The following is a 25,686-nucleotide window of genomic DNA, read 5'->3' as shown; positions in this document are numbered from 1 at the left end:
AAAAAAGGCCACGGGTGGTGTGGCCTTTTTACCAACAGGTGACTTTTTTGGGGTCATCGGACAGTGCCGGGCCCTACCCGCACGGGGTCGGGCGGCTCATGCAAACGCGCGGTTGCTGGTGCGCGCCGGCAGCTCCCGCCCGCGGTTACCGGCCGCCGTGTGGCGCGGGCCTGGCGACACCACCACGGCCCCCTTGCTGCCGGTTGGAAGGCCATGCAGAGGCACCGGACCCATGTCGATGTCCGGATGGCGCGTGTGGCAAAAGAAGTTGAGCGCCGGGTGCTGCGCCTGCTGCCAGCGTGCCGGGCCACTGTCGATGTCGAACGCCATCACCCGGTGCGGCAGATTGCCCGCGTGGGCCAGGGGAATGAAACCCTTGGCAGGGAACAGGTCTTCGAACAGCAGTTGCTCGTAGTGCCGGTCGATGGGGGCGCGGCCTGCAGCAATCGCCTGCTCGATGCCCTGGCGCTCGCAGTACTGGAAGGCGGCCTTGATGAGCACCGTCTTCACCAACCGGCCCATGGTGCCGCCGACGATGCCCAGGCGCGTCACTTCGGCCAGGTGCATGCCGTCCATCCACGCCGGCAGCTCGACCGACTGCTCCACGCTGAGCGCGCGAAAGCGGTTGCTCTGGATGCGCGCAGTACCCAGGGGAGAGCCGTCGAGCTTGGACTCGGCCAGCAGCACCACAACCCCGTCTTCGTAATCGGTGGCCTCGGGCTCCTGCAGTTGGTGCGCCAGGTCGGGCACATGGCGCGCATAGGCCGCGTGGCGGATGTGCACGGCCTTGCGCAGGTCGGCCTCGTTCCTGACCAGGCGCACCCAGAAGGGCAGGCGCTCTTCCTTGGTGGCCAGGCGGTTGAGCGCGTCCATGCGCGTGGGGCGCAAGGACGCGCGCGCGCCCCGCTCCATGGAGGCCACGCCAAAGGCCCGCGACGGCAGCGGCGGGTGCACGCGCGCGGTGGGGGCGGGAGCTGTGGCGATGGACTCAAACATGATCGGGCCTCGGTGACAAGAAAAAATTGGCAAATTGCGCAATTCCAATGTAGAGGCCGCTCCGGATTTCTTGAGTCAGGGCAGGGATGGAAATCCTGTCTCTTTTCTTCGTACACACCTGGTGCGAAGTTGCCTGACAGGCTTGTCTCCCTGGCGGGTAGTGGCGTGTCTCCCTGGGATCGATGGAGTTCGAAGGCCTTGTAAGCGTGGTCGCGCGCATCCGCGAACAGGGCCCTGGCGCGACACCTGGGCGTGACACCCGTGGGGCTCACAACCGCATCGTGATGGGGGTGCGCAGGGCGCAGGGGTCGTAGGCCTGTCCTACACCGGGCCAATGGGCCGTCCTATCCGGGCCGCGCGCCATGGCGCATAGATTGGGGTACTGGACACACCACCATGGAGGCCCCCATGCCCCAGACCCGTTGGAGCGCCAAGCGCTAACGCCAGTACGGCCACATCAAGGACAGCCTGCTCGAGCGCGGCAAGAGCGAGCGCACGGCCGAGCAGATCGCTGCGCGCACCGTGAACAAGGAGCGCGCGCAGCACGGCGAGGCCGAGAAGGCCAACCCCAAGACCCCGAAGGACACACCCGCCCCGGTGCGCGGCGGCCAGCGCTCGCACCAGGGCGCGCAGGGTCGCACGCGTGAGCAGCTTTATGAAGACGCCAAACGCAAGGGCATCCAGGGCCGTTCGAAAATGAACAAGGCCCAGTTGGAGAAGGCCGTAGGCCGCTAGCCTTCGAACTGCGGGTGCAGTTGCCGGATGCGGTTCATCGCCATGCCGGCCGCCGCCGTGCGCGTCTCCACGCCGAGCTTGGCGAACACGCGCTCCAGGTGCTTCTTGACGGTGGCGGGGCTGGCGCCCAGGATGTCGCCGATGTCGCGGTTGATCTTGCCCTTGACCACCCAGTACAGCACCTCGGCCTCGCGCGCGGTGAGCTTGAAGGACAGGCTCATGGATTCGATGATCTTGGCGTCGGACACCTCGCGCATCACGATCAGCCAGTCGCCGCCGCCCTCGCTGTCGCCGGCCTGCTGGTGCAGGCGGAAGGTCAGGCGCCGGGCGCCCTGGTCGATGGCCAGGCGCGGCGGCTCGGCCTGGGCATGGGCCAACAGCTCAGCCGCGTTCTCGGCCAGCACGTGGCGGCGCAGCCAGGCCTGCACCTGCTCGGGCGCCCAAGGGCTGGCCTCACCGAAGTAGGCCTTGAGCAGATCGCGCGCCAGCGGGGTCTGCCAGACGATGCGCCCGTCCACCGCGCGCACGGTGATGCTGGCGTAGCCGAAGGCGTCGAGCGCGTTGCGCGCCTCGCGCGCCTGGCTGGCATCGGCCCGCGCCTTGCGGGCGGCGCCCAGGTGCACGCCCATGCGGGCCATCACCTCGCGCGGCTTGATGGGCTTGGTGACGTAGTCCACCCCACCCGCCTCGAGCGCGGCCACCAGGTGCTCGGTCTCGGTCAGGCCGGTCATGAAGATGATGGGGATGTGCGCCGTCAGGGGCGATGCCTTCAGGCGGCGCGCGACCTCGAATCCGTCCATGCCGGGCATCATGGCGTCGAGCAGCACGATGTCGGGCAGGGCCTGGGCGGCGCGCTGCAGCGCGGCCTCGCCATGCATGGCCACGAGCACGGTGTAGCCCGACTCGTCGAGCGCATCGTGCAGCACGGCCAGGTTGTCGGGCACGTCATCGACGATGAGCACGACGTCGCTGTCGCCCCGGTCGAGCGTGTCGCCGGGGGAGGATGCGGCCAGGGGGCCGTGGTTGGGTGCTGCGGTGTTCACGGTGGTGCCTGCTCAAGTATCTGCCCCATGGCATCGAACTGGAACTGCCGGGCCAGGCCGCGCATGGTGTGCACGAAGGCGCCGTGCGCGGGCTGGTGGCGTTCAATCTCTTCCAGGGCGTTGAGGATGCCACGGTAGTAGCCCAGCGACACGGCCTGCGACAGCGCGGCCAGGGCGCCGGGGTCGGGGTAGGTCATCGGCCCGCTGGCGGCGCCGGCATCGGGCGCGGCCGGCACCGGGGCGGGGGCTTGCGCTTCGCTGAGCCACTGCAGCGCCAGACGCCGCTCCAGCCAGTCGAGCAGCTCGCTGTGGCGCACAGGCTTGACGATGAAGTCTTCGGGGCGGATGTCCACGTCGTTGTCCAGGGCCTTGTCGAAGGCATTCGCGGACACGATGGCGCAGTGGACTTCAGGCAAATGCATCTGCCGCACGCGCCTGAGGGTCTCCCACCCGTCGATGCCCGGCATGGCCAGGTCCATGAAGATGGCGTGCGGGCGGTAGCCGGTGGCCAGCAGGTCGAGCGCGTCGTGGCCGCTGGCGGCCTGGCGCAGCTCGAAGCCCAGGGGTTCGAGCAGTTGCACCAGCAGCTCGCGGTCGGGCTCTTCGTTGTCGACCACGAGGATGCGGCGGCGCTCGCCTGCGTAGCCCCTGCGCACCCGCTGCACCCGCGCCAGCGGCGCTGCGGCGGCCTTGCCCAGGGCATCGGCATGCACCTCGGGCAGGAACAGCTTGACGTGGAACACCGAGCCCAGGCCCGGCTCGCTGGTGACGGTGAGCTCGCCGCCCATGAGCGCGGTGAGCATCTTGGCGATGGTCAGGCCCAGGCCGGCGCCGGGGGTGGCAGCCACGGCCCCTGCGCTGCCGCCGCGCGCGAAAGGCTCGAAGATGCGCTCGATCTCGTCGGCACTGAGGCCCGGGCCCGTGTCCTGCACGTCGATGCGCGCGATCTCGCGGGCGTAGCGCACGCGCAGCGTGACCCGGCCGTGGGCGGTGAACTTGACGGCGTTGCCCAGCAGGTTGATGAGGATCTGGCGCAGGCGCTTTTCGTCGGCACGTACCACCTCGGGGATCACGCCCTGCACGTCGAACTGGAAGGCCAGGCCCTTGGCAGCGGCCTGCAGCTCAAAGAGGCTGGCCATCTCGTGCAGGCCGTCGGCAAAGCGCATGGGCGTAACGTCGAGCGTGAGCTTGCCCGACTCGATGCGCGCGATGTCCAGCGTGCCCTCGATCAGCGACAGCAGATGCTCACCGCCGCGGCGGATGACGTGCACGGCCTGCTTGCGGTGCGGGGGCACGCCGGCGTCTTCGCCCATCAGCTGGGCATAGCCCAGGATGGAGTTGAGCGGGGTGCGTATCTCGTGGCTGATGGCGCTGATGTAGCGGCTCTTGGCCTGGTTGGCCTGGTCGGCGGCGCGCTGGGCCTCCTCGGCCACCTGGCGCGCCTGTTCGGCCACGCTGCGGGCGTTCTGCAGGGCCTCGTCGGTCTGGCGGTGCAGCTCGATCTCGCGCACCAGCAAGCCGGTCTGGCGGTTCGATTCCTCCTGCGCCACCTGGCGGCTCTTGTGCGCCAGCACCAGCCACCAGGCGACGATGCCGGAGATGACCAGCAGCGCCAGGTAGGCCTTGAGCAGGCCAGAGCGCAGCGCCACCTCGGGCGCAGCCAGCACCTCGGCGTCGGTCATGGCCTGGGCGATGGTGTTGAGCTCCTGGTGGTACAGCAGCCCCATGACGGAGGCCAGCAGCGGCGCGATCACCAGCATCAGCAGCAGAAAGTGGCCCAGACCCGTGTCCAGGTAGCGCCAGATGGCGCGCGGCAGCACCCAGCGCAGAGCCGAGGACCACTGCACCGCCATGCTCGCATGGGGTTTGCACAGGTCGCCGCAGCGCGCGTCGAGCGTGCAGCACAGCGAGCAGATGCCGCCACCGTAGGCCGGGCACTGGGCCATGTCGGGCGCTTCGTACTCGCGCTCGCAGACCACGCAGCGCTGCACGGAATAGCGCATGGCGCCGCCCAGGTCGGCCGCCACCTGGCCGCTGACGGGGCCGTGCATGGGCACGGCCTGCAGATCCGCCAGGGCGGGCGCCTCGGATTGGCGCGCGATGTAGTAGCGCCCCTGGGTGGCCCAGGCGATGAGCGGCGCGGTGACGAAGGCCACCGCCATGGCGATCACGGCCGAGAAGGCCTGCGGCAGTGGACCGAACAGGCCCAGGTGGGCGCTGATGGACAGCACGGAGGCCAGCGCCATGGAGCCCACGCCCACGGGGTTGATGTCGTACAGGTGGGCGCGCTTGAATTCGATGCCCTTGGGCGACAGGCCCAGGGGCTTGTTGATGACCAGGTCGGCCACCACCGCCATGATCCAGGCGATGGCGATGTTGGAGTACAGGCCCAGCACCTCGCCCATGGCGCGAAAGACGTTCATCTCCATCAGCATGAAGGCGATGAGCGTGTTGAACACCACCCACACCACGCGCCCCGGGTGGCTGTGCGTGAGGCGCGAGAAGAAGTTGGACCAGGCCAGCGAGCCCGCGTAGGCGTTGGTGACGTTGATCTTCATCTGCGATACCACCACGAACAGCGCCGTGGCCGCCACCGCCCAGCCGTAGTGCGAGAACACGTATCCGTAGGCCACCAGGTACATCTGGTTGGGGTCGACTGCGCGGTCGGCCGGCACCATGTGGGTGAGGGCCAGGTAGGCCAGCAACGCGCCGCCCAGCATCTTGAGCACGCCCAGCACCACCCAGCCGGGCCCGCCGGCCAGCACCCCCAGCCACCAGCGCCCGCGCGTGGCGGGGGTGCTGGCCGGCATGAAGCGCAGGTAGTCGGCCTGCTCCCCCATCTGGGTAATGAGGGCGATGCCGACCGTGAGCGCCGCACCAAACAAGGGCAGTTGAAAGCTGGCGCCGCGCCCCGACTCACCACCGTAGTGCGATATACCCGCAAACGCACCAGGATCGTGCGTGATGACGTAGACGAAGGGCACCACCAGCATCACCAGCCACAGCGGCTGGCTCCACACCTGCAGCCGACTGATGGCCGAGACCCCGTGGGTGACCAGCGGAATCACCACCACGGCGCAGATCAGGTAGCCCCAGGTGGGCGGGATGTCGAGCGCCAGCTCCAGCGCATAGGCCATGACGGCGGCCTCGAGCGCGAAGAAGATGAAGGTGAAGGAGGCGTAGATCAGCGAGGTGAGCGTGGAGCCGATGTACCCAAAGCCCGCGCCGCGCGTGAGCAAGTCCATGTCCACCCCATACCGCGCGGCATAGACGCTGATGGGCAGGCCCGCCAGGAAGATGATGAGCCCGGTGGCGACGATGGCCCAGAAGGCGTTGACGAAGCCATACTGCACCAGCAGCGTGGCGCCCACGGCCTCCAGGATCAGGAACGAGGCCGCGCCGAAGGCGGTGTTGGCCACGCGCCATTCGGACCACTTGCGAAAGCGCTGGGGCGTGTAGCGCAGCGCATAGTCTTCCATGGTTTCGGTGGCCACCCAGCTGTTGTAGTCGCGCCGCACCTTGACGACCTGCTGCGGTGCCTGGGCGTCCACGTCCATGCCACCCTCTAAGGGAGCGCCCGCGTCAGGCGAAGCGATGGTGGCGGCGGTAGGGGGCATGGGGACGTGAGGGGATGGGCTGCGGCAGTCCCTCTGATGGTGCAGTTTCCATGCCACTGCCGCCGCGCCGGTCGGGGTAGATGCGCCAATCGACGTATGGCCGGCACGGGGCTTGCTCACTATGATGGTGCGGACCAGGGCCAGCCCTTGCGCCAGCGCACGGCACCGCACCGCCCTATCGATCACCACACCGCCAAGACCATGGAACTCACCCCCCGCGAAAAAGACAAGCTGCTGATCTTCACCGCGGCCCTGCTGGCCGAGCGCCGCAAGGCGCGGGGCCTCAAGCTCAACTACCCCGAGGCCATGGCCCTGATCAGCGCCGCCGTGATGGAGGGCGCGCGCGACGGCAAGACCGTGGCCCAGCTCATGAGCGAAGGCCGCACGGTGCTGACCCGTGCCGACGTGATGGACGGCATCGCCGAGATGATCCCGGACATCCAGGTCGAGGCCACCTTTCCGGACGGGACCAAGCTGGTCACGGTCCACCAACCCATCGTCTAAGTATTCTTCCTGGAGATCCACTTCATGCGCGCATCCCGCACCCTTGCCCTCATCGCCCTGGCCACGCTGGCCACGGCCGCCAGCGCCCATACCGATGGCGGCGCGCACGCACACAACGACTTCTTCAGCGGCTTTACCCACCCGCTGTTCGGGCTGGACCACCTGGCCGCCATGGTGGCCGTGGGCCTGTGGAGCGCGCTGGCCGCGCGCCGCGCCGGGCCCGAGCTGCTGTGGGGGCCGCTGGGCTTTGCCAGCCTGCTGCTGGTGGGTGCGGTGATGGGCCTGCAGGGTGTGGCCATTCCGGCCGTGGAGCCGATGATCGCCGCCTCGCTGCTGGCCACGGGCCTGCTGGTGGCATCGCGCCTGCGGGTGCCGGGCATGGTGGCGGCGCTGGGCGTGGGCGTGTTCGCGCTGTTCCACGGCCTGGCCCACGGCTATGAGCTGGCCGGCAGCGACAGCGCTGGGCAGACCCTGGCCGGCATGCTGTGCGCCACGGTGCTGCTGCACTGCGCGGGCCTGGCGGCAGGCTGGGCGCTGCGCCACCGCACCGTGTGGCTGGCCCGCGCGGCCGGCGCCGGCGTGGCGGCTCTGGGCGGCGCCATGCTGCTACAGCTTGCTTGACCCGTACCACAGACAAGGACACGCCACCATGATCCCAGGCGAGCTGCTGATCGACGCGGGCGAGCATGCCCTGAACCCCGGGCGCCGCACGCTGACCGTGCTGGTGCGCAACACGGCGGACCGGCCCATCCAGGTGGGCTCGCACTACCACTTTGCCGAGACCAACGGCGCCCTGGGCTTTGACCGCGAGGCCGCGCGCGGCATGCGGCTGAACATCGCCTCGGGCACGGCCGTGCGCTTCGAGCCTGGGCAGGAGCGCACCGTGGAGCTGGTGGACTATGCGGGCGACCGCACGGTGTACGGCTTTCGCGGCCTGGTGCAGGGGCCGCTGTGATGCAGCGCCCTGCCCTTTTCTCCATCCCCCTTTCCAGCCCCGCGTCGGGCACCAGCAAAAGGTTTTGAACCATGGCAACCATTGGACGACGCGCCTACGCGGAGATGTTCGGCCCCACCGTGGGTGACCGCGTGCGCCTGGCCGACACCGACCTGATCGCCGAGGTGGAGGCGGACTACACCCTGCGCGCCGGCGGCTATGGCGAAGAGGTGAAGTTCGGCGGCGGCAAGACCATCCGCGACGGCATGGCCCAGAGCCAGCGCACGCGCGACGGCGGCGCCGTCGATACGGTGCTGACCAATGCGCTCATCATCGACCACACAGGCATCGTGAAGGCGGACATCGGCCTCAAGGGCGGGCGCATCGTGGCCATCGGCAAGGCCGGCAACCCCGATACGCAGACGGGCGTGGACATCATCATCGGCCCGGGCACCGAGGTGATCAGCTGCGAGGGAAACATCGTCACCGCGGGCGGCATCGACAGCCACATCCACTTCATCTGCCCGCAGCAGATCGAGGAGGCCCTTGCCTCGGGCGTGACCACCATGCTGGGCGGCGGCACGGGCCCGGCCACGGGCACACTGGCCACGACCAGCACATCCGGCACCTGGAACATGGAGCGCATGCTGCAGTCGGCCGATGCCTTCCCGATGAACCTGGGCTTTCTGGGCAAGGGCAACGCCAGCCTGCCGGCACCGCTGCGCGAGCAGATCGAGGCCGGGGCCATTGGCCTGAAGCTCCACGAGGACTGGGGCACCACGCCCGCAGCCATCAGCAACTGCCTGGACGTGGCGGAAGAGACGGACACGCAGGTCGCCATCCACAGCGATACGCTCAACGAGTCGGGCTTTGTGGAGAACACCATTGCCGCCGTGGGCGGGCGCGGCATCTGCGCCTTCCACACCGAGGGCGCGGGCGGCGGCCATGCACCGGACATCCTGCGCGTGGTTGGCGAGGCGAACTTTTTGCCATCCTCCACCAACCCGACCATGCCCTACACGGTGAACACGCTGGACGAGCATGTGGACATGCTCATGGTGTGCCACCACCTGGATGCCGGCATTGCCGAGGACCTGGCCTTTGCCGAGAGCCGTATCCGCAAGGAGACCATCGCGGCCGAAGACATCCTGCACGACCTGGGCGCCATCAGCATGATGAGCAGCGACAGCCAGGCCATGGGCCGGGTGGGCGAGGTGATCCTGCGCACCTGGCAGACGGCGCACAAGATGAAGGCGCAGCGCGGCTCGCTCGAAGGCGACAGTGCGCGCAACGACAACACGCGCATCAAGCGCTACGTGGCCAAGTACACCATCAACCCGGCCATCGCGCACGGCATCAGCCACGAGGTCGGCTCCATCGAGGTGGGCAAGTGGGCCGACATCGTGATCTGGAAACCGGCCTTCTTCGGCGTGAAGCCGGCGCTGATCTTGAAGGGCGGCTTCATCGCCATGGCGGCCATGGGCGACCCGAATGCCTCCATCCCCACGCCGCAGCCGGTGCACTACCGGCCCATGTTCGGCGCCTTCGGCGGGGCCATTGCGCGCACCTCTCTGACCTTCGTCTCGCAGGCGGGGCTCAACGCAGGCATCGGCGAACGCTTCGGCCTGGCCAAGACGCTGGTCGCCGTGCGCAACATCCGCGGCGTGCGCAAGCAGCACATGGTGCACAACCACTACACGCCGCGCATGGAGGTGGACGCACAGACCTACACCGTGCGCGCAGACGGCCAGTTGCTGACCTGCGAACCCGCCACGCTGCTGCCCATGGCGCAGCGCTACTTCCTTTTCTGAACCGACACCGCACCCCTATTTGATCCGATGATCCAGGCATCCAAACTCATTGCCCAGGGCCGCGGCCTGGCCCCCGTGCTGCTCAAGCGCGCCACCACGGTGGAGCTCGACTGGGACGTGCGCCAGAAAAGCCGCTTTGCGGCCACCGACTCTGCCGGGCGCGAGCTGGGCGTCTTCCTGCCCCGGGGCACGCTGGTGCGCGGCGGCGATGTGCTGGTGGCCGAAGACGGATCGCTGGTGCGCGTGCTGGCCGCGCCACAGCCGGTGCTCTACATCACCCACTGCCAGAACCACGGCACACCGTTCGACCTGACGCGTGCCGCCTACCACCTGGGCAACCGCCATGTGCCCATCGAGCTGCAGCCCGACCACCTGAAGATCGAGCCCGACCACGTGCTGGCCGACATGCTGCGCGCCATGCACCTGATCGTGCACGCGAAAGACATGGCCTTCGAGCCCGAGGGCGGCGCCTACGCGGCGGGGCATGGCGGCGGGCACGGCCACCACGGCCATGACCATGGCGACCATGGCCATGCGCACGAAGGGCACGGTGCACACGCTGGGCACGCACACGATCACCCCCATGACCATGGCGACGGCCACGGTCATGCCCACTGAGCAGCCCGCCGCCCGGCACCGCCAGCAGCGACGATCACCACCATGATGCGCGAGCCCCCGGCCCCCACAGCCCTGCCCGCAGCCAGCTTGCTGCAGCTGATCTGGCTGGCATCGCCTGCGCTGCCCGTTGGCGGGTTCTCGTATTCGGAGGGGCTGGAAAGCGCGATTGAAAGCGCGGGCGTCGCGTCCGAAGCGGCCGTGGCCGCCTGGCTGCTGGACCAGCTGCACATCACCCAGGCGCGGGGCGACATGGCCGTGGTGGCCCAGGCCGTGGGTGCCTGGCGCCAGGGCGACATGGCGCATGTGCGCGAGCTCAACGACTGGGTGCTGCACACGCGCGAGACCAGCGAGCTGCGCCTGCAGACCGAGCAGATGGGCCGCTCGCTGGCCGACTGGCTGCGCAACCAGCACCACGGCGACGCGGCGCGCATGCCGGCGGTGCAGGCCCTGGCCGCCCTGCCGCCCACCTACCCCGTGGCCTTCGCGCTGGCAGCATCCACCACCGAGGCATCGGTCTACGATGTGCTGCTGGCCTTTGCCTTCGGTTGGGCCGAGAACATGGTGCAGGCCGCCCTTAAGTCCATGTCGCTGGGCCAGAGCGCCGGCCAGCGCATCCTGGCGCGGCTGGCCCAGGCCATCCCCGATGCGGCCACCCACGCGCTGGCGCTGCCCGATGGCGAACGCCAGGCTTTTTCACCGATGCTGGCCATCCTCTCGGCCCGGCACGAAACCCAGTATTCACGCCTTTTCAGATCATGACCACCACCAGCCCCCTGCACCACATCCCCCGTCGCACCAAGCACCTGCCCCCGCTGCGCGTGGGCATCGGCGGCCCTGTCGGCTCGGGCAAGACCACCCTGCTCGAAATGCTGTGCAAGGCCATGCGCGACGACTACGACCTGATCGCCATCACCAACGACATCTACACCAAGGAAGACCAGCGCCTGCTGACCGTGAGCGGCGCCCTGCCCGCAGAGCGCATCCTGGGGGTGGAAACCGGCGGCTGCCCGCACACGGCGATCCGCGAAGACGCGTCGATCAACCTCGAGGCCATCGACCGCATGCTTGAGCAGTTCCCGGATGCGGACGTGGTGTTTGTCGAAAGCGGCGGCGACAACCTGGCCGCCACCTTCAGCCCCGAGCTGTCGGACCTGACCATCTACGTGATCGACGTGGCCGCCGGCGAAAAGATCCCGCGCAAGGGCGGCCCCGGCATCACCAAGAGCGATCTGTTCATCATCAACAAGACCGACCTGGCCCCGCACGTGGGCGCCGACCTGTCGGTGATGGAGTCGGACACCGTGCGCATGCGCACCACGCCCCAGGGCCTGCGCCCCTTCGTGATGACCAACCTGAAAACCCTGACAGGCCTGGCCGAGGTGGTGCGCTTCATCGAGACCAAGGGAATGCTGACCAAGGCGGGGGCGCCAGCGGGCGCATAGGCAGTCGTCCGCCAGGCAGGTGGTTTGCGTGGACTAGAATACGCGCCTTCCCTCCCGGAGACTTGGGTGAGCGGTTTAAACCAGCAGTCTTGAAAACTGCCGACGGGCAACCGTCCGTGAGTTCGAATCTCACAGTCTCCGCCAGTGACAGGGAAAGCAGGCGCCCTCCGGGCGCTTTTTTTTGGGCCATCCTGCTGCTGCACCCATGACCGCAAGCTCCAAACCCATCCTCATCGTCGCCGCCGGCAACACCTTCCCCGGCATCCGTGAGACCGAGGGGGATTTCGACGACTGGATCGCCGCAGGCCTGGGCGACGCACTTCCCCACCGGCGCATCGCTGCGCAGCAAGAGGCGGCCGCCCTTCCCGATCCGCCCGAGCTGTCGGCCGTGGTGGTCAGCGGCTCGCATGCCATGGTGTCGCACCGCGAGCCCTGGAGCGAGCGGCTCGCGCTGTGGATGCGGCGCTGTGTCGAGGCGCAGGTGCCGGTGCTCGGCATCTGCTACGGCCATTAGTTGCTAGCGCATGCGTTTGGTGGACAGGTGGACGACCTGCCGGGTGGCCCGGAGGTGGGCACGCACGCCGTGCGGCTGGCGCCCGAGGCCGGGCAGGATGCGCTGTTTGCCGGGTTGCCGGCGCAGTTCCCGGCGCAGTTGGTGCACTACCAGTCGGTGCTGCGCCTGCCGCAGCGGGCCGTGTTGCTGGCACGCAGCGCCATGGAGCCGCACCAGGCCTTTCGCGTGGGAGGCTGCGGTTGGGGCGTGCAATTCCACCCGGAATTTTCGGCGCAGGCGATGCAGGCCTATGTGGACCACGTCAACGGGCCGCACGATGCCACCGTCAGCGCCACGCCTGACGCGGCCAGCTTGCTCGGCCGCTTCGCCGCGATGGTGGCGGCACGGGACTGAACGCCCGTTCTCCCTGGTCGCCCTACCAGGGCACCATGATGGCGATGGGCAGAAAGCCCACCACGACGGCGATGATGGCGACCGTGCGGCCAGTGGCGACGCGGTTGCGCCCCGAAGAATGGGGCACCTGGCCGGAAGACTGTAGGGACTGGGGCATGGCAGCCTCCTGGAGCGATGAGATGCCCTGACCTTAGGACCCGCGCGCCGCACGCCGCGTAAGACAACACGGCGTCCGTGGCGGCGACAAACGGCCGACCTGCAGCGTGTCGGTGTACATGCCTGCGGCAAGCACTGCCGGGGCCGATTTGTTGATCAGGCCGTGGATGGGCAGCGAGAACGCCGAGCCGGCGGGATAGGCCGGGGTATGGCCGGCGTCGCGGTACAGCTCGCAAGGGGATGTAGGCCGCGGTGCTGCCAAGGCGCATGGCACGCGAGCCCGTGCCAATGCCCTTCAGGCGACCGAAAGGACGGCCATGCACGGAGTACCGATCTCCCCGCAGCACCATGGGATTTGCCATGCTGGACATAGGCTCGTCCACATCCCTGTCGAAGCGACGAACTCCCATGCCCTTTGAGCCCTACTCCACCGAGGTACCGCCGACGCCACTTGAACGGGTCGGCTACTGGGCATGCCTGATCATCATCGCCGGCATTGCAGCGCTGTTCACCTACGGTATCTGTGTGAGCCTTCTCGATGGCGTGGCCCAAAGGTGGGTGAAAGGAGGTGGTGGCAGCCTGGTGTTTCGCGCCAAGGACCCGGTGGGCTTTTACGCTGCGCAATTGCCGTCGCTGTTGATCGGAGGATTCTTCTGGTACGCGGTGTACTGGGTGTACCAGACCTACCTGAGCGCGTCGCGCACCAAACCGTGACTACGCAACCCCGCCCATGAACGCATTCTCTACGGCAAGCGACCTGACATCCCGGCGACTTGTGCAGCAGGTCCGCAGGCTCGAAGAGCAGCTGACCAGCCTGAATCCGCAACGCGATGCGGCGCTCCACACACAGCTGCAGGAGCAGCTCGACCTCACCCGGGCCACCCTGGAGTCGTACACCGAGGTCCTGGCCGAGCGGCCCAAGCCGCCACCCGCCAGGTCATCGCGGGTCGTGGTCACAGCGGCTTTGCTGGGGCTCGCGGTGTTCATCGGCCTCTTTATTCTCAGCACATACGCATGACGGGCGTGGCCACGCGCCCTGCCCACATCGCGCCCCCGCTCGCCCGGGTGCGCGGCGTGCTCGTTCACCCCCACCACCTAGGCAATCTCATGCGCGCCATCCACCTGTAGCGCGAGCTGTTGGCCCACTCGGACCCGCCCGGCAACCCCGGCACAACGCTGCGCGGGCTGCAGCTGACGGTGGTCACGCTGGGTGAACTGTTGTCCTGGCGCTCGGTTGGCAACATGCACGGGCACGGTCAGTCCACAGCCACCGTGGATGACCCTGTGGAAAACACCGATGGATACGGCGCAAAGCCAATGCCGGCGCGGGTTGCAACGCGGTGCCTGCGATTTCATCAATGCCCCGCGCAGGGGGCGCAGCAGGGCACCCGTATGCGCGCGCACCGTCCACAGCCGGCGTGGATGACCCTGTGGACAAGCACTGGGCATGCACGCCAAAGCCAGCACTGGTGCGGCCTGCAACGCGGTGCCTGCGTATTCATCAGCGCTGCGCCAGCACCGCCGGATTGCCCGCCCGCCGTCACCCCCGCCCGCCCCCTTGCCATGCGTCCCAGGCCTGGGCGGGCGAACCAGTCCACAGCCACCGTGGATGACCCTGTGGAAAAGGCCTGTGCATGCCGCGCAAAGCCAATGCCGGCGCGGCTTGCAACGCGGTGCCTGCGGATTGACCAATGACCGTGCAGGGGGCGCAAACGGCGTCCGCAAAGTCCACAGCCGGCGTGGATGACTTTGTGGATAACCCCTGTGCAGGCACGCCAGAACCAGCACTGGCGCGGCCTGCAACACGGTGCCTGCGAATTCATCAGCCACGCGCTGCAGCCGCCCTCCAAGTCTTCCGCGATGCGCGCTGGCAGCGCGGCTTGCGTGCGCTGCCACACCATCCACAGCCACCGTGGATGACCCTGTGGAAAACCCTGATGAATGCACCGCAAAGCCAGCACTGGCGCGGGCTGCGACGCAGTGCCTGTTCTTTCATCAGCCCACTGCCGCGCGCCGCAGCACGGTGGGCCGGGCACTTTTCAGGCCCTGGCGCATGGCTGGCAATGGCCCGACTGCGGCGCCGCGCACCTCCCCGGTACAACTTGCCACGCAGCCCAGTGCAGCAGTCCACAGCCATGGTGGATGACTCTGTGGATAACACCTGTGCATGCCCGCCGGGCCCCGTGCCGGCGCGGGTTTCAACGCAGTGCCTGCGATTTGACCAATGTGCCGGCGCATGCACGGCTACACTGCCCGCAGGAGGTGTGCCATGCAACCAGATTCGTCACCCGCGGCCGGCAGGGGCCCCTTTTTGCCGGACGTTGCCAGGATCGCGCTGGGCGTGTTCATCGGCGGTCTGGCCGCCCTGTTCGCCCACGACGCCATTGTCGGCCAGCGCCCACCGCCACCAGCCACACCGGCCGTGCTGACACAGCCACGGCCTGTGGGCGACGACAGCAGCAGTACCAGCAACGCCAGCACGCAGGCCGCCCCGCCACCTGCGGTGGCCCAGCCTGCGCCGCCACCGGCACCGCCCGCCCCCGAACCCGCGCCGCCACTGCCTGTGCAGACCGCACCACCGCAGGCCGAGGCCCCGCAGCCCGCTGCGCCGGTGCAGGACGCGGGCCAGAAGAAGGCCGACGACGACCTCAAGACCGCCCAGGCCCTGGCCGCCCGGCTCGAATCCGAGCGCCAGCAGCGCCGCGCCGATGCCTGGGCCCGCTACTTCCAGCCCAGCCCGGTGTGCCGCGCCGACCCGGCCACCGGCGCCTGCGCCGACGCCCACCTCGCGGCGCGCAAGCGCTTCGACGCGCAGTACGTGGACCGCTGAAAGCCCAAGGACCTGTTCAGGGCCTTTTCAGGCCCTGACCTCGAAGCCCAGCGCCCGGGTGGCGGCCTCGGCCGCATCCTGATCCTGCTGTGCACTGCCGCCCGAGATGCCGATGACACACAACGACAGGAGACAACCCATGCCCTTGACAAAGAAAGCCCTTGCCACCGCCGCCGCCCTGCTGGCGCTGGGCGCGGCCACCACCGCGCACGCCGACTGCCTGACCGATGCGCAGACCGCCGAGCTGCTGGCGCATTACGTGGCGCGCACACCGGCGCCCAACCCGGTGAACCTCTCGGACGCTGACGGCGCATGCACGCGCAGCAAGTTCAACCAGTTGCTGGCGCAGCGCATGGGCAAGGTGGTGGGCTACAAGGCGGGGCTCACCAACCCGGCGGTGCAAAAGCGCTTCAACACCGACAAGCCGGTGTGGGGCAAGCTCTACGAGGGCATGGTGCTGCAGAGCGGCGCCACGGTGGAGGCGGCTTTCGGCGCCCGCGCGCTGTACGAGGCCGACATGCTGGTGCGCGTGAAAAGCGCGGCCATCAACCATGCGAAGACTCCTGCGGATGTGCTGGACGCCATCGACCAGGTGATCCCCTTCATCGAGTTGCCCGACCTGATTGTGCAGGCGCCGCCGCAGCTCAACGGCGCGGGCGTCACGGCCATCAACGTGGGAGCGCGCTTGGGCGTTGCAGGCACGCCGCTGCCCATACCGGCCTACCGAGGCGAGCGCTACGCCTTCCTCAAGGCACTGGCCGACATGAATGTCTCGCTCACCGATGGCGCGGGCGCGCGCCTGGGTGGCGGCAAGGGCAGCGACATCCTGGAACACCCGCTCAACGCTGTCACCTGGCTGGCAACCGCGCTGCAGCAGGAGGGCATCACCCTGCAGCCTGGCGATCTGGTGAGCCTGGGCTCATTCTCGGCGCTGCTGCCGCCGCGCGCAGGCCTTTCGGTCACGGCCACCTACGACGGCCTGCCGGGCGCGGCGCCGGTGCGCGTGACCTTCAAGTAGGCAGCCCGCGGGCGACTGCCCGGGCATGCGGGGGAGAATCCGCCCATGAACAGCCAGCTGCCCTGGGCGGTGGTGGACGCGGCTGGCAGGCAGCTCTTCACTGCTGTTTGCATGCCAGCCGAGCCTTCCCCCGGCGCCTTACGGCCGCGTGCGCGCCGGCACGCGCGTCTCCAGCGCTCCGGGCACATAGGCCGGCGCAAAGGTGCAGCCCGTGCCGAAGCGCGCTTCCAGCGACGTGCAGCGATGCGCCACGCTGGCGGGCGTGGGCTTGGTGCGCGTCTCAACCCAGTCGAGCAGCGAGGTCACCAGGGCCGGGTAGGTGGGGTCGCTGATATAGCTGTGCGTGCCGGTGGTCACGAAGGTCTGCACCAGGCGGTCGCCGCTGCCGCCGCGGTCCATCACGGTCTTGAAGTAGGCGTCGAGTTCGACGAAGGCCGTTGGGTCGCTGATCCACTTGGTGGTGAGCACGGGCACGGGGATGGTGCCCTTGGGGTCGGTGTCGTCGGCAAAGCGCTGCACGGCGACCGGGTCGGCGCGGTAGCGCAGCACGCCGGCGTTGAGCGAGGCGTCGTCGGCCGAGCCGCTGTAGACCACGCCGGTGTTGCCAAAGGGGCTGGCGCCACCGGTGCGCCTGGCCGTCACGTCCTGAAAGTGGTAGGTTCCCCAGCTCAGGTGGGCCGATATCGAGCTGGCGGGGATCTTGATGACCTTCTCGATGGTCTCGACCTTGCGCTGCTGCTCGGGCGTGCGCTGGGCGGCGGTCTTGTCCAGGCCCAGGCATTCGTTGGCGCGGGCGTTGAAGTCGTCGCGCGCCAGGGTCAGCGTGGCGGGCAGGCCGAGGTTGAGCGCGTAGCTCGCTTCGGTGGGCCGGGGGTGGTTGTTGCACAGGTACTGGTAGACGGCGCGCAGGTCCAGGCGGAAGTCGTACGAGCGCGTGCCGCCGGCCAGCACGCCGCTGGTGAGCAGCACCGCGTCGTACGGCTGCGAGCCCACGGTCTGCGCGGTGAACATCTCGGCGGCCTTGGCGGCCACGCCCGCGCCCCATGACTGCCCGTGCAGCACGGTGCGCTTGGGCACTGCCACATGCTCGTTGAAGATGCGGCGCAGGCGCTCCGTATCCTCCGCTGCGGCGCGCACTTCCACCCCGCCCTGGCGGAAGGTGGAGCCCGCCCAGGCGTAGCCGGCCTTGACCATGATGGCCCAGCGCACCAGGTCTTCCTGCGCGCGCTCGGCCGTAGGGGCGGCCAGGTCGGGCCCGCCGTGGGCGTGCAGGATGAGGTTGCCGCCCCAGTCCTTGGGCGTGGCGATGAGGTAGTAGGCGCCGGCCGAGTCGCGCCCGCCCAGGCAGGTGGCGGTGGCAGGCACTTCCGCCGGGCAGGCCACGGCAACGGGCTTGGCTTCGGGCGGGTATGCAGGGCTGTCGCTGCCGCCGCAGGCGGACAGCAGGGTGATGGCTGACAGGGTGGACAGGACGGACAGGGTCGACGAAGCGACCGGGCTGCGCGAGCCGGTGGTGAAACGCATGGATTGTGTCTCCGGTTGTTGTTGTGTCAAAAGCGTGCTCCTGTGCGCAATGCACAGGCGGGCACGAAGCCCGCCACAGGGAAACCGACGAGGCCGGTTGCAGGGAACAGGGCGTATCCTAGGAGCGTAGGCTGCACATGCCAAACACCTGAATAATCTGTGGTCCATACGTTATGAATATCGAGTTTCGGCACCTGCGCTACTTCGTCGCCGTTGCGGATGCCCGGCACATCACCCGCGCCGCCGAGCGCCTGGGTATGCAGCAGCCCCCGCTGAGCCAGCAGATCAAGGGGCTGGAAGTGGAGCTCGGTGTGCCCCTGTTCCTGCGCCACCCCAAGGGCGTGACGCTGACCGATGCGGGCCAGCTGTTCTATGCCGAGGCCACGCGCCTGCTGCGCGACTGCGCGGCCATGCAGGAGCGCATGCTGGCCTTTGCCGACGGCAGCCAGGGCATGCTCTCCATCGGCTTCACGAGTTCGTCGGCGGCGCACGACTTCACGCCCGAGGCGCTGCGCATGTGCCGCGCCACCTACCCCGGCATCCAGCTGGTGGTGAGCGAGAACAACGCCGCCGAGATCACCGAGGCGGTGGCCTCCTCGCGCCTGCACTGCGGCTTTCTGCGCGTGCCCGTGGCCTGGCCCAAGGGGGTGGTGCTCAAGACCCTGCTGCAGGAGCCCGCCGTGCTGGCCATGCCGCGCGACCACCCGCTGGCGCAGTTGCCGGTGGGCAAGAAGCAGCCGCCCGTGCAGCTCAAGGACCTGCGGGGCGAAAAATTCATCTTCGTGCGCAAGCCCGGCGCGCCGGGGCTGTATGCCAACCTGCTGGAGCTGTGCACGCGCGAGGGCGTGGCCATCAACGTGGTCTCGGAGGTGGACCGCATGATGACCAACCTGAACCTGGTGGCCGCCGGCGCCGGTATCTCGGTGGTGCCCTCGTCCATGCAGGGCACGCACCACAACGCCATCGTCTACCGCCCGCTGGCCCGCGCGGTGAAGCTGGGCGCGCCGCTGACCCTGGCCTGGCGCAAAAGCGATTGCCACGGCCCCACGGCGGCCTTCGTCGAGCTGGTCACGAAGATCGCGGCCGGAAGGGCCAGAGTTGCCACGCCTGCCTGAGCCCCCACCCGCCATCGCATCCCTGCCTCGCCGCCGCCTGCTGCGCTGGGCCGCAGGCGGCGCGGCCCTGGTGGCCGCAGCACCCGCCGTGCATGCAGCAGCACCTCGCTGGCCCAGCCGCCCGGTGCGCCTGATCGTGGTGTACCCGCCCGGCGGCGTAAGCGATGCCACGGCGCGCGCGCTGGCGCAGCCGCTGGCGCGCGCCCTGGGCGTGCCGGTGCTGGTGGACAACCGCGCGGGGGCCGGCGGCTCGGTGGGCATCGACCTACTGGCCCGCACCGCACCCGACGGGCATACCCTGGCGTTCTCGGCGATCACCCCGGTCACGCTGCAGCCGCTGCTGGTGCCCGGCGGTCTGCGCGACCCGCTCGGCCTGGTGATGCCGGTCGTAGGCATCATGCACACGCCGGTGCTGGTCATGGGCACACCGGCCCTGGGCCCGCGCTCGTTCACCGAAATGGTCGCCCTGGCGCGCACACGGCCCGGCGCCGTGCGCTGGGCCAGCTCGGGCGTGGCCACCACAGGCCACATGGTGCTGGTGCAGACGCGCCTGCACAGCGGCGCCGACATCACCCACGTGCCCTACCAGGGCGGCGGCGCGCAGCTCAACGACGCGCTGGGCGGCCAGTTCGAGGTGCTGTCGTCCAACCTCGCAGCGCAGCAGCTCGAGTACGTGGCCGCCGGCCGCCTGCACGCGCTGGCCCTGGGCTCGCCCACGCGCCTGCCAGCGCTGCGCGAGGTGCCCACCCTGGCCGAGCTGGGCTACCCGCGCGCCAACCTGAGCTCGCTGTTCGGCCTGTTTGCGCCCGCGCACACGCCCGCAGCCGTGGTGCAGGGCCTGAATGAGGCGGTCAACCGCATCCTCAATGCCGGGGGATTCGCCGCGGTGCTGAGGGACAAGCACCTGCTGCCTGCAGGCGGCTCGGTGGCCGCTTTCGCGCATCAGATCGCCGCCGACCGGCAGGGCAACGAGGCGCTGGTGCGCCACAGCAGCACCGTGTTGCGCTGAGGCCGATCCTTATTGCCGGATGCGGCCGGTCGCGCTCACGATGGACAGCTCCACGAAGCGCGAACCCGCGCGCTGGCCGGGGCGATAGCCCACGGTGTAGCCGCCCAGGTCCAGGCTGTCGATGCTGTCCAGCGCGGCGGCCAGGTTCTCGCGCGTGGGGCGGGCGCCCGCGCGGCGCGCGGCCTCGGCGATCACCTTGGCGGCGATGTAGCCCTCCATCATGGCGTAGCTCACGGGCACGTCGGGGTCGCCGCTCTTGGCCTGCACCTCGCGAAATTCCTTGCTCAGCTTGCTCGATGGGCGGTAGGGGTTGGGTGTGACCTGGGCGATCGAGATGCCCTGCATGTGCTCTTCGGCCAGGCGCTTGGCCAGTTGCTCCAGGTCCACGTCGGACGAGGCGAAGAGCCGTGCCGTGCCGCCTTCCAGCCGGTACTTCTCGATGAAGGCCGAGGCGGCGGCGCCGCTGGTGATGAGGATGATGGCCTGGGGCTTGGCCGCCTGCAGCAGCTTGTTGGCGTTCTCCATGCGCAGGGTGTCCATCTCGTAAGAGCCCTTGGCCACGAGGCTGCCGCCGTTCTTCTTCACGGCCTCTTCGGCACTGGCCAGCAGCGCCGGGGCGTCGGGACCCTCTTCGTACAGCAGGCCCAGCTTGGTGATGCCCACGGTGGCCAGGTGCTCGGCGATCTTGCCGATCTCGTCGCGCAGGCCGGCGCGCACGTTGTAGAGCAGGGGCGAGTCAGGCTGGAAGGTGCTGCTGCGGTAGCCCACCAGCGCGATCTTCTCCTTGGCCAGCAGGCCCGACTTCTGCAGTGCCGCCAGGTTGCTGGCGCCCATGTAGCCCGCCAGCAGCAGCGGGCGCTGATCAGCCAGCAGCTGCTGGGTGGCGGCCAGGGTCTGGTCGGCCCGGCCGGTATCGTCCTTGCGCGCCAGCACCAGGGTGTTGCCGTTGATGCCACCGGCTTTGTTGACGTGGTTGAAGTACATCTGCATGCCTGCCGAGTAGCCCCGGCCGTCGCTGGCCTTGAGGCCAGACAGCGGCGCCACCTGGCCGACCACGATGGGGGCTGCCTGCGCCACCCCCACCGTAGCGGCGAGCAGCACGCCCGCACTTAGAACAGGGCTGGCAAGCCAGTGGCGGACAGCGGTCGCGGCGGCGCTCGGGTTCATGTGTCTCCTCGGGTCTTTGTCGTTGTGGGCATGCCAGCGCAGCGCGCCGGTGACCGAGCGCGTTTATACCAGCACCGCCGCTCAACCGACAGCCTTCTGTCAGCTTCGAACTCAAGGAAAGCCAGTCAACGCTGGCCATAGGGGTTTGCATGATGGCCAGTAGAGTGCAACCCTGACTGGTCTATTCCCTGGGGAACACCATGAAGAAACTGCTCTTGCTGCTGATGGCCTTGCCGGTATTGCATGGCGCCCTGGCGCAGGCCGGGGAGGCGCCGAACCTCGACCAGGTGCTGATGCCGACCATCGAGCGCCCGGCGGCCAGCACCGCCGGCAAGGGCGGAACGCGGGCCCTCGCCATCAAGCCCACCTGGGGTGCACTACTATGCGGACCGGTTCAACTGCCCGCTCTACAAAGGCATCTTTGCGGTGGCATTGGCGTCTGAGTTCGTCTACGCACCCTGGATCTGCTACTACTTCCTCACTCCGTAAAGACGCAGGGGTTCAGCGCACCACCAGGGCCAGCACCAGCAGGCGGTCGGCGATGCTTTCGGCGTCCTGCTCCATGTCTGCCAGGCTGAAGCTGCCCGCGCACCAGCCGCCGTACCAGATGCGGAAGGCCTGCACGCCCGCGACGGGCGAATGTTCGCCGTACCAGCGAATGGCTTCTTCGATGCGCGAGTGGTAGGTGGGGCTGCCCACCTGGTACTGCTCATCGAACATGCGGGCACGGTAGCCTTGCGCGCCGTCGTGCGCAATGTGCAGGATGAGGCTGACCTGCAGGCCGTCGTCGTCATTGCGCGCCAGGTTGGTGCGTTGGCTGGAGTGGGCGGCGGCAAGCATGGTGGTGGTGCTCCTGAGCGCCATCAGCCCATCGCCTGGAATTCGCCATGCAACGTATCGCCGAACTGGGGTTCCCATTGCACATGGGCCATGTCGGCCTTGCCCACCATAAGGTACTCGCTCTGCTGGGACTGTGTGGCAGCCCGCATCGGCTGGCCCATCTGGATGGGGTCCGGCTCGCCGATCCGTTCAAGGCGCCTGGTGTAGAGGTCATCGAAGTGCATGGTTCCATCCTCGCGTTCGGGGAAAAGACTGGGGTGTGAAAGGATTGGCGCACTTTCGGCAGGCACCCGGGGTCGGATAGCCGATGTCACATGTGTAGGAAATGTCCTGCAATGCCCTGTCTCCCTGTAGGCGCTGGCGCTGTGGTTACGCCACGTCACAAATGAGGGGCTCGCCAGGCGTTATGGTGGCAAGGCCGCGCGCGCTCCGTGCGCCCCTTTTGTCCATTCGAGGAGACCTCCATGCGCCACCACCCCCACCCCCTTCTCACCGCCTGCGCTGGCCTGTGCATGGCCCTGCTGGCGGGCTGCGCCGGCACACCCGCGCGCGCGCCAACAGCCGACACACCCTCGGTAGGCCCCGGCCCCAGGGGCGGCACCTGCAACGCCGCACCGGCACAGGGTGCCAAGGGCAAGCAGCCCACGGCCAGCACGGTCGAGCAGGCGCGCGTGGCCTCGGGCGCGGCCATGGCGCGCGTGCTGCGCGACAACCAGCCTGTGACAATGGAATTCAACGCCGAGCGCCTGAACCTGGTGACCGACGCGAGCGGCAAGATCACCACCGTGCGCTGCGGCTGAACAAGCCGCCGCGGGCAGTGGCCAGGGCCGGGCGGGGCCTCGCGGTGCCGGCTATCATTCCTGCGGCGCAGCGTTCCACCGGTTTTTTGTTCCCCATTCCTCCCCCTTCGCGCCGCAGGTCCCCGCCCGATGCCGCTGCGCTCGTTCATATCCCCCTCCCCCACCGTCCGCGCCGTCGCCGCGCTTTCGCTCACCCAGCTCATCGGCTGGGGCTCCACCTTCTGGCTGCCGGCGGTCACCGGGCCGGCCATGGCGGCCGAGTTGGGCATGGGCCTGCCGCTGGTGATGGCCGGGCCCACGGCCATGCTGGTGGTGATGGCCCTGGCCTCGTGGCCGCTGGGCGCCGTGTTCGAGCGCCATGGCGCGCGCCCGGTGATGGTGCTGGGATCGCTGCTGGGTGCGCTGGGTCTGGCGCTGGTGGGGCTGGCCCAAGGCCCCGTGTCCTACCTGCTGGCGTGGGCGGTGCTGGGTCTGGCCGGTGCCGGCATGCTGAGCACGCCGGCGCAGATCGCGGTGACCGAGATCGCGGGTGACAAGGCGCGCCGGGCGCTGGGTGTGCTGATCCTGGCCGGGGGCCTCACCTCCACCCTCTTCTGGCCGCTCTCGGGGCTGCTGCAGGCCCAGTGGGGCTGGCGCGCGGCGACGCTGGCCTTTGCCGCGCTGGTGCTGCTGGTCTGCCTGCCACTGCACTGGGCCGTACTCGCGCGCCGGCCCAGGGGTACCACCGCCACCCAGGTGCCGGCCGAGCCCGCCCCCATCGACCGGCCCCGCTTCGCCCTGCTGGCCGTGGGCTTTGCCGCCAATGGCTTCGTGACCTGGGGCTTTGCGCTCACCATCATCATCCTGTTCGAGGCTTCGGGCCTGAGCCACGCCAGCGCGCTGGCGGCGGCGGCCTTCATCGGCATTGCCCAGTGGGCGGGGCGGCTGTTCGACTTTCTGGGCGGCAGGCGCTGGTCGGGCTTTGCCACGGGGCTGGCTGCAGCGGCACTGTTTCCGCTGAGCTTCATCGTGCTGCTGTTCACCAGCAGCTTCACCGGCGCCCTGCTGTTCGCGTTGGTCTATGGAATGGCGGGCGGGGTGATCGCCGTGAGCCGCGCCACGCTGCCGCTGCTGGTGTTTCCGGCCGCTGCGTATGCGCGCGCGTCGGCGCGGCTGGCCATGCCGCTGAACCTGTCGTTCGCCGCCGCACCGCCGGTGTTCGCCGCCATCCTGACCTCGGCCGGGCCCCATGCGGCGCTGTGGCTGGCCTTCGGCATCTCGCTGGTGGCGCTGGGGGCCCTGTTCGGGCTGTGGCGGCTGCAGGGCGACCGCCGCAGCGCCTGATCAGTCGGCCAGGAACAGCTCCTGCAGATCGCTCAGGAAGTCGAAACCCCGCTCCGTGGGCCGCACCTGGCCGCCCGGCTCGCGCACGATCAGGCCCTTGGCCTCGGCCTTGTCCAGCGCCTTGGCGATGGCGGTGACGGGCAGGCCGGTGCGCTCGGTGAAATCCTTGAGCGCAAAGCCCTCGCGCAGGCGCAGGGCGTTGAGCATGTACTCGAACGGCAGGTCGGCGCGGCGCACCTCTTCGTCCTGCGCCACGGCGTGGCCGGCCAGGGCGTTGTCCATGTAGCGGCCCGGGTCGCGAAAGCGCACCTGGCGCACCACGCGGTGGGCAAAGCTGAGCTTGCTGTGCGCGCCGGCGCCAATGCCCAGGTAGTCGCCGAACTGCCAGTAGTTGGTGTTGTGCCAGCACTGGTGGCCGGCCCGCGCATAGGCCGAGATCTCGTAGCGCGAAAGCCCCGCCTGGCCCGTCATCTCGGTGATGCGGTCGAGCATGGCGTAGGCCTGGTCGTCCTCGGGGATGGCCGGCGGGTATTTGGCGAAGTAGGTGTTGGGCTCGATGGTGAGGTGGTAGATGGAGATGTGCGGCGGTTTCAGCGACAGGGCCAGGGCCATGTCTTCTTCCAGCTCGGCCGGCGTCTGCCCCGGCAGGGCGTACATGATGTCGAGGTTGAAGGTATCGAAGGCCTCGGCCGCCTCCTGCACGGCGGCCAGGGCCTGCGCGCGGTCGTGCACGCGGCCCAGGGCTTTCAGGTGCCGGTCGTTGAAGCTCTGCACGCCGATGGACAGGCGCGTGATGCCAGCGGCGCGAAAGGCCTTGAAGCGGTCTTTCTCGAAGGTGCCGGGGTTGGCCTCCATGGTGATCTCGCAATCGGGCTCCAGGCGCAGGCGCGCGCGGATGCCGCCCACCAGGCGGTCGATGGCCTCGGGCGAGAACAGGCTCGGGGTGCCGCCGCCGATGAAGATGCTGTGCACGGTGCGGCCCCAGATGAGCGGCAGCGCGGCCTCCAGGTCAGCCATCAGGGCGTCGATGTAGCGCTGCTCGGGCACCTGGCCGGGCGCGGCGTGCCCTGCATCGGCCCCTGCGGCAGCGCCCCGGTACTCGTGCGAGTTGAAGTCGCAGTACGGGCACTTGCGTATGCACCAGGGCAGGTGCACGTACAGCGACAGAGGCGGCAGGCTCTGCAGCTGCAGCAGGCCGGCGCGCATGTAGTGCTGGATGTCGCGCACCACGGCGGGCTCGGCCGCTTCGGTCTCGGGGACGATGGGGATATGGGCCATGGGGAAGTCGCCGTAGCCG

The 25,686-nt window shown here is 69.0% G+C and carries 28 protein-coding genes and 1 tRNA gene; 20 read left to right on the top strand and 9 right to left on the bottom strand.

The annotated features are described in order from the left end of the window. Positions 1-96: 96 nt before the first annotated feature. A complete protein-coding gene (locus tag QYL93_RS05340; RefSeq protein ID WP_305742671.1) occupies positions 97-996 on the bottom strand; it encodes a hypothetical protein in 900 nt (299 codons plus the stop codon). A gap of 456 nt (positions 997-1,452) precedes the next feature. Here QYL93_RS05340 and QYL93_RS05335 point away from each other — a divergent pair, with 456 nt between their 5' ends. Then, positions 1,453-1,731 (top strand): plasmid stabilization protein, encoded by a 279-nt coding sequence (locus QYL93_RS05335; protein ID WP_305742797.1) that lies wholly within the window; start codon positions 1,453-1,455, stop codon positions 1,729-1,731. Here the strand turns inward: QYL93_RS05335 and QYL93_RS05330 are convergent. Together QYL93_RS05330 and QYL93_RS05325 are read right to left on the bottom strand one after the other, a co-directional pair. After that, a complete protein-coding gene (locus QYL93_RS05330) occupies positions 1,728-2,774 on the bottom strand; it encodes a response regulator (RefSeq protein WP_305742670.1) in 1,047 nt (348 codons plus the stop codon). The two genes, QYL93_RS05335 and QYL93_RS05330, sit on opposite strands and share 4 nt — an antisense overlap. Continuing rightward, positions 2,771-6,331 (bottom strand): ATP-binding protein, encoded by a 3,561-nt coding sequence (locus tag QYL93_RS05325; protein WP_305742796.1) that lies wholly within the window; start codon positions 6,329-6,331, stop codon positions 2,771-2,773. Before QYL93_RS05325 ends, QYL93_RS05330 begins: the two co-directional genes overlap by 4 nt. Positions 6,332-6,592: 261 nt before the next feature. On the opposite strand from QYL93_RS05325, the gene QYL93_RS05320 reads away from it, so the two are divergent. The 10 genes from QYL93_RS05320 to QYL93_RS31905 all read left to right on the top strand — a co-directional run bounded on the left by QYL93_RS05320 (position 6,593) and on the right by QYL93_RS31905 (position 12,607). Continuing rightward, positions 6,593-6,895: an urease subunit gamma gene (locus tag QYL93_RS05320; RefSeq protein WP_055399013.1), complete on the top strand. Its 303-nt coding sequence runs from the start codon at positions 6,593-6,595 to the stop codon at positions 6,893-6,895. Positions 6,896-6,919: 24 nt separating this feature from the next. Beyond that, positions 6,920-7,516 carry a HupE/UreJ family protein gene (locus QYL93_RS05315; protein ID WP_305742669.1) on the top strand — a complete coding sequence of 199 codons (597 nt, stop codon included), beginning with the start codon at positions 6,920-6,922 and terminating at the stop codon, positions 7,514-7,516. A 28-nt stretch (positions 7,517-7,544) separates the two neighbouring features. Next, positions 7,545-7,850: an urease subunit beta gene (locus QYL93_RS05310; RefSeq protein ID WP_057201498.1), complete on the top strand. Its 306-nt coding sequence runs from the start codon at positions 7,545-7,547 to the stop codon at positions 7,848-7,850. Positions 7,851-7,921: 71 nt separating this feature from the next. Beyond that, positions 7,922-9,640, top strand: a complete 1,719-nt coding sequence (ureC, locus tag QYL93_RS05305; RefSeq protein WP_305742668.1) for an urease subunit alpha — start codon at positions 7,922-7,924, stop codon at positions 9,638-9,640. A gap of 27 nt (positions 9,641-9,667) precedes the next feature. Continuing rightward, the gene (gene ureE, locus QYL93_RS05300) at positions 9,668-10,258 is read left to right on the top strand and encodes an urease accessory protein UreE (RefSeq protein ID WP_305742667.1); all 591 of its coding nucleotides are present in this window, start codon (positions 9,668-9,670) and stop codon (positions 10,256-10,258) included. A gap of 42 nt (positions 10,259-10,300) precedes the next feature. Continuing rightward, complete coding sequence (locus tag QYL93_RS05295) at positions 10,301-11,017, top strand: urease accessory protein UreF (RefSeq protein ID WP_305742666.1); 717 nt, start codon at positions 10,301-10,303, stop codon at positions 11,015-11,017. Continuing rightward, positions 11,014-11,700 carry an urease accessory protein UreG gene (ureG, locus tag QYL93_RS05290; RefSeq protein ID WP_305742665.1) on the top strand — a complete coding sequence of 229 codons (687 nt, stop codon included), beginning with the start codon at positions 11,014-11,016 and terminating at the stop codon, positions 11,698-11,700. The genes QYL93_RS05295 and ureG overlap by 4 nt, the downstream gene beginning before the upstream one ends. A gap of 56 nt (positions 11,701-11,756) precedes the next feature. Next, positions 11,757-11,844 (top strand) — tRNA-Ser (locus QYL93_RS05285). A 61-nt stretch (positions 11,845-11,905) separates the two neighbouring features. Further along, positions 11,906-12,214 carry a hypothetical protein gene (locus tag QYL93_RS31910; protein WP_370876938.1) on the top strand — a complete coding sequence of 103 codons (309 nt, stop codon included), beginning with the start codon at positions 11,906-11,908 and terminating at the stop codon, positions 12,212-12,214. After that, positions 12,215-12,607 carry a hypothetical protein gene (locus QYL93_RS31905; protein ID WP_370876937.1) on the top strand — a complete coding sequence of 131 codons (393 nt, stop codon included), beginning with the start codon at positions 12,215-12,217 and terminating at the stop codon, positions 12,605-12,607. It begins immediately after the preceding gene. Between the two features lie 22 nt (positions 12,608-12,629). Here the strand turns inward: QYL93_RS31905 and QYL93_RS05275 are convergent, their stop codons facing one another. Beyond that, on the bottom strand, positions 12,630-12,764 hold the full coding sequence (locus tag QYL93_RS05275) for a hypothetical protein (protein WP_305742664.1): 135 nt from the start codon (positions 12,762-12,764) through the stop codon (positions 12,630-12,632). A gap of 407 nt (positions 12,765-13,171) precedes the next feature. On the opposite strand from QYL93_RS05275, the gene QYL93_RS05270 reads away from it, so the two are divergent. The 4 genes from QYL93_RS05270 (at position 13,172) to QYL93_RS05255 (ending at position 16,611) form a co-directional block, all read left to right on the top strand. Further along, positions 13,172-13,477, top strand: coding sequence for a hypothetical protein (locus QYL93_RS05270; RefSeq protein ID WP_305742663.1), 306 nt, complete (start codon positions 13,172-13,174; stop codon positions 13,475-13,477). 16 nt (positions 13,478-13,493) lie between these two features. Continuing rightward, positions 13,494-13,781, top strand: coding sequence for a hypothetical protein (locus tag QYL93_RS05265; RefSeq protein ID WP_305742662.1), 288 nt, complete (start codon positions 13,494-13,496; stop codon positions 13,779-13,781). Positions 13,782-15,032: 1,251 nt separating this feature from the next. Beyond that, on the top strand, positions 15,033-15,593 hold the full coding sequence (locus QYL93_RS05260) for a hypothetical protein (RefSeq protein ID WP_305742661.1): 561 nt from the start codon (positions 15,033-15,035) through the stop codon (positions 15,591-15,593). Between the two features lie 139 nt (positions 15,594-15,732). After that, positions 15,733-16,611: a 2-keto-4-pentenoate hydratase gene (locus QYL93_RS05255; protein WP_305742660.1), complete on the top strand. Its 879-nt coding sequence runs from the start codon at positions 15,733-15,735 to the stop codon at positions 16,609-16,611. A 138-nt stretch (positions 16,612-16,749) separates the two neighbouring features. Here QYL93_RS05255 and QYL93_RS05250 read toward each other — a convergent pair whose 3' ends face one another. Then, positions 16,750-18,135 (bottom strand): hypothetical protein, encoded by a 1,386-nt coding sequence (locus tag QYL93_RS05250; protein WP_305742659.1) that lies wholly within the window; start codon positions 18,133-18,135, stop codon positions 16,750-16,752. A gap of 179 nt (positions 18,136-18,314) precedes the next feature. Between QYL93_RS05250 and QYL93_RS05245 the strand changes: the two genes are divergently transcribed. Together QYL93_RS05245 and QYL93_RS05240 are read left to right on the top strand one after the other, a co-directional pair. Next, positions 18,315-19,250: a LysR family transcriptional regulator gene (locus QYL93_RS05245; RefSeq protein WP_305742795.1), complete on the top strand. Its 936-nt coding sequence runs from the start codon at positions 18,315-18,317 to the stop codon at positions 19,248-19,250. Further along, entirely contained in the window at positions 19,234-20,259 is a 1,026-nt protein-coding gene (locus tag QYL93_RS05240) for a tripartite tricarboxylate transporter substrate binding protein (RefSeq protein WP_305742658.1), read from the top strand. The genes QYL93_RS05245 and QYL93_RS05240 overlap by 17 nt, the downstream gene beginning before the upstream one ends. A gap of 9 nt (positions 20,260-20,268) precedes the next feature. Here the strand turns inward: QYL93_RS05240 and QYL93_RS05235 are convergent, their stop codons facing one another. Then, a complete protein-coding gene (locus QYL93_RS05235) occupies positions 20,269-21,426 on the bottom strand; it encodes an ABC transporter substrate-binding protein (protein WP_305742657.1) in 1,158 nt (385 codons plus the stop codon). 200 nt (positions 21,427-21,626) lie between these two features. On the opposite strand from QYL93_RS05235, the gene QYL93_RS05230 reads away from it, so the two are divergent. Then, the gene (locus QYL93_RS05230; RefSeq protein WP_305742656.1) at positions 21,627-21,869 is read left to right on the top strand and encodes a hypothetical protein; all 243 of its coding nucleotides are present in this window, start codon (positions 21,627-21,629) and stop codon (positions 21,867-21,869) included. A gap of 58 nt (positions 21,870-21,927) precedes the next feature. Here QYL93_RS05230 and QYL93_RS05225 read toward each other — a convergent pair whose 3' ends face one another. Together QYL93_RS05225 and QYL93_RS05220 are read right to left on the bottom strand one after the other, a co-directional pair. After that, positions 21,928-22,266, bottom strand: coding sequence for a hypothetical protein (locus tag QYL93_RS05225; RefSeq protein ID WP_305742655.1), 339 nt, complete (start codon positions 22,264-22,266; stop codon positions 21,928-21,930). A 23-nt stretch (positions 22,267-22,289) separates the two neighbouring features. Next, positions 22,290-22,490 carry a hypothetical protein gene (locus tag QYL93_RS05220; protein WP_305742654.1) on the bottom strand — a complete coding sequence of 67 codons (201 nt, stop codon included), beginning with the start codon at positions 22,488-22,490 and terminating at the stop codon, positions 22,290-22,292. A 240-nt stretch (positions 22,491-22,730) separates the two neighbouring features. On the opposite strand from QYL93_RS05220, the gene QYL93_RS05215 reads away from it, so the two are divergent. Both QYL93_RS05215 and QYL93_RS05210 read left to right on the top strand, forming a co-directional pair. Continuing rightward, positions 22,731-23,066 carry an I78 family peptidase inhibitor gene (locus QYL93_RS05215; RefSeq protein WP_305742653.1) on the top strand — a complete coding sequence of 112 codons (336 nt, stop codon included), beginning with the start codon at positions 22,731-22,733 and terminating at the stop codon, positions 23,064-23,066. Positions 23,067-23,195: 129 nt separating this feature from the next. Next, entirely contained in the window at positions 23,196-24,389 is a 1,194-nt protein-coding gene (locus QYL93_RS05210; RefSeq protein ID WP_305742652.1) for an MFS transporter, read from the top strand. Here QYL93_RS05210 and hemW read toward each other — a convergent pair whose 3' ends face one another. After that, a complete protein-coding gene (gene hemW / locus QYL93_RS05205) occupies positions 24,390-25,667 on the bottom strand; it encodes a radical SAM family heme chaperone HemW (protein WP_305742651.1) in 1,278 nt (425 codons plus the stop codon). Positions 25,668-25,686: the final 19 nt, after the last annotated feature.

The organism is Acidovorax sp. A1169, from assembly GCF_030704685.1.
GTDB lineage: Bacteria > Pseudomonadota > Gammaproteobacteria > Burkholderiales > Burkholderiaceae_C > Acidovorax.
Note: the sequence above shows the minus strand (reverse complement) of the source record. Positions and strands in the feature narration are given on the sequence as shown.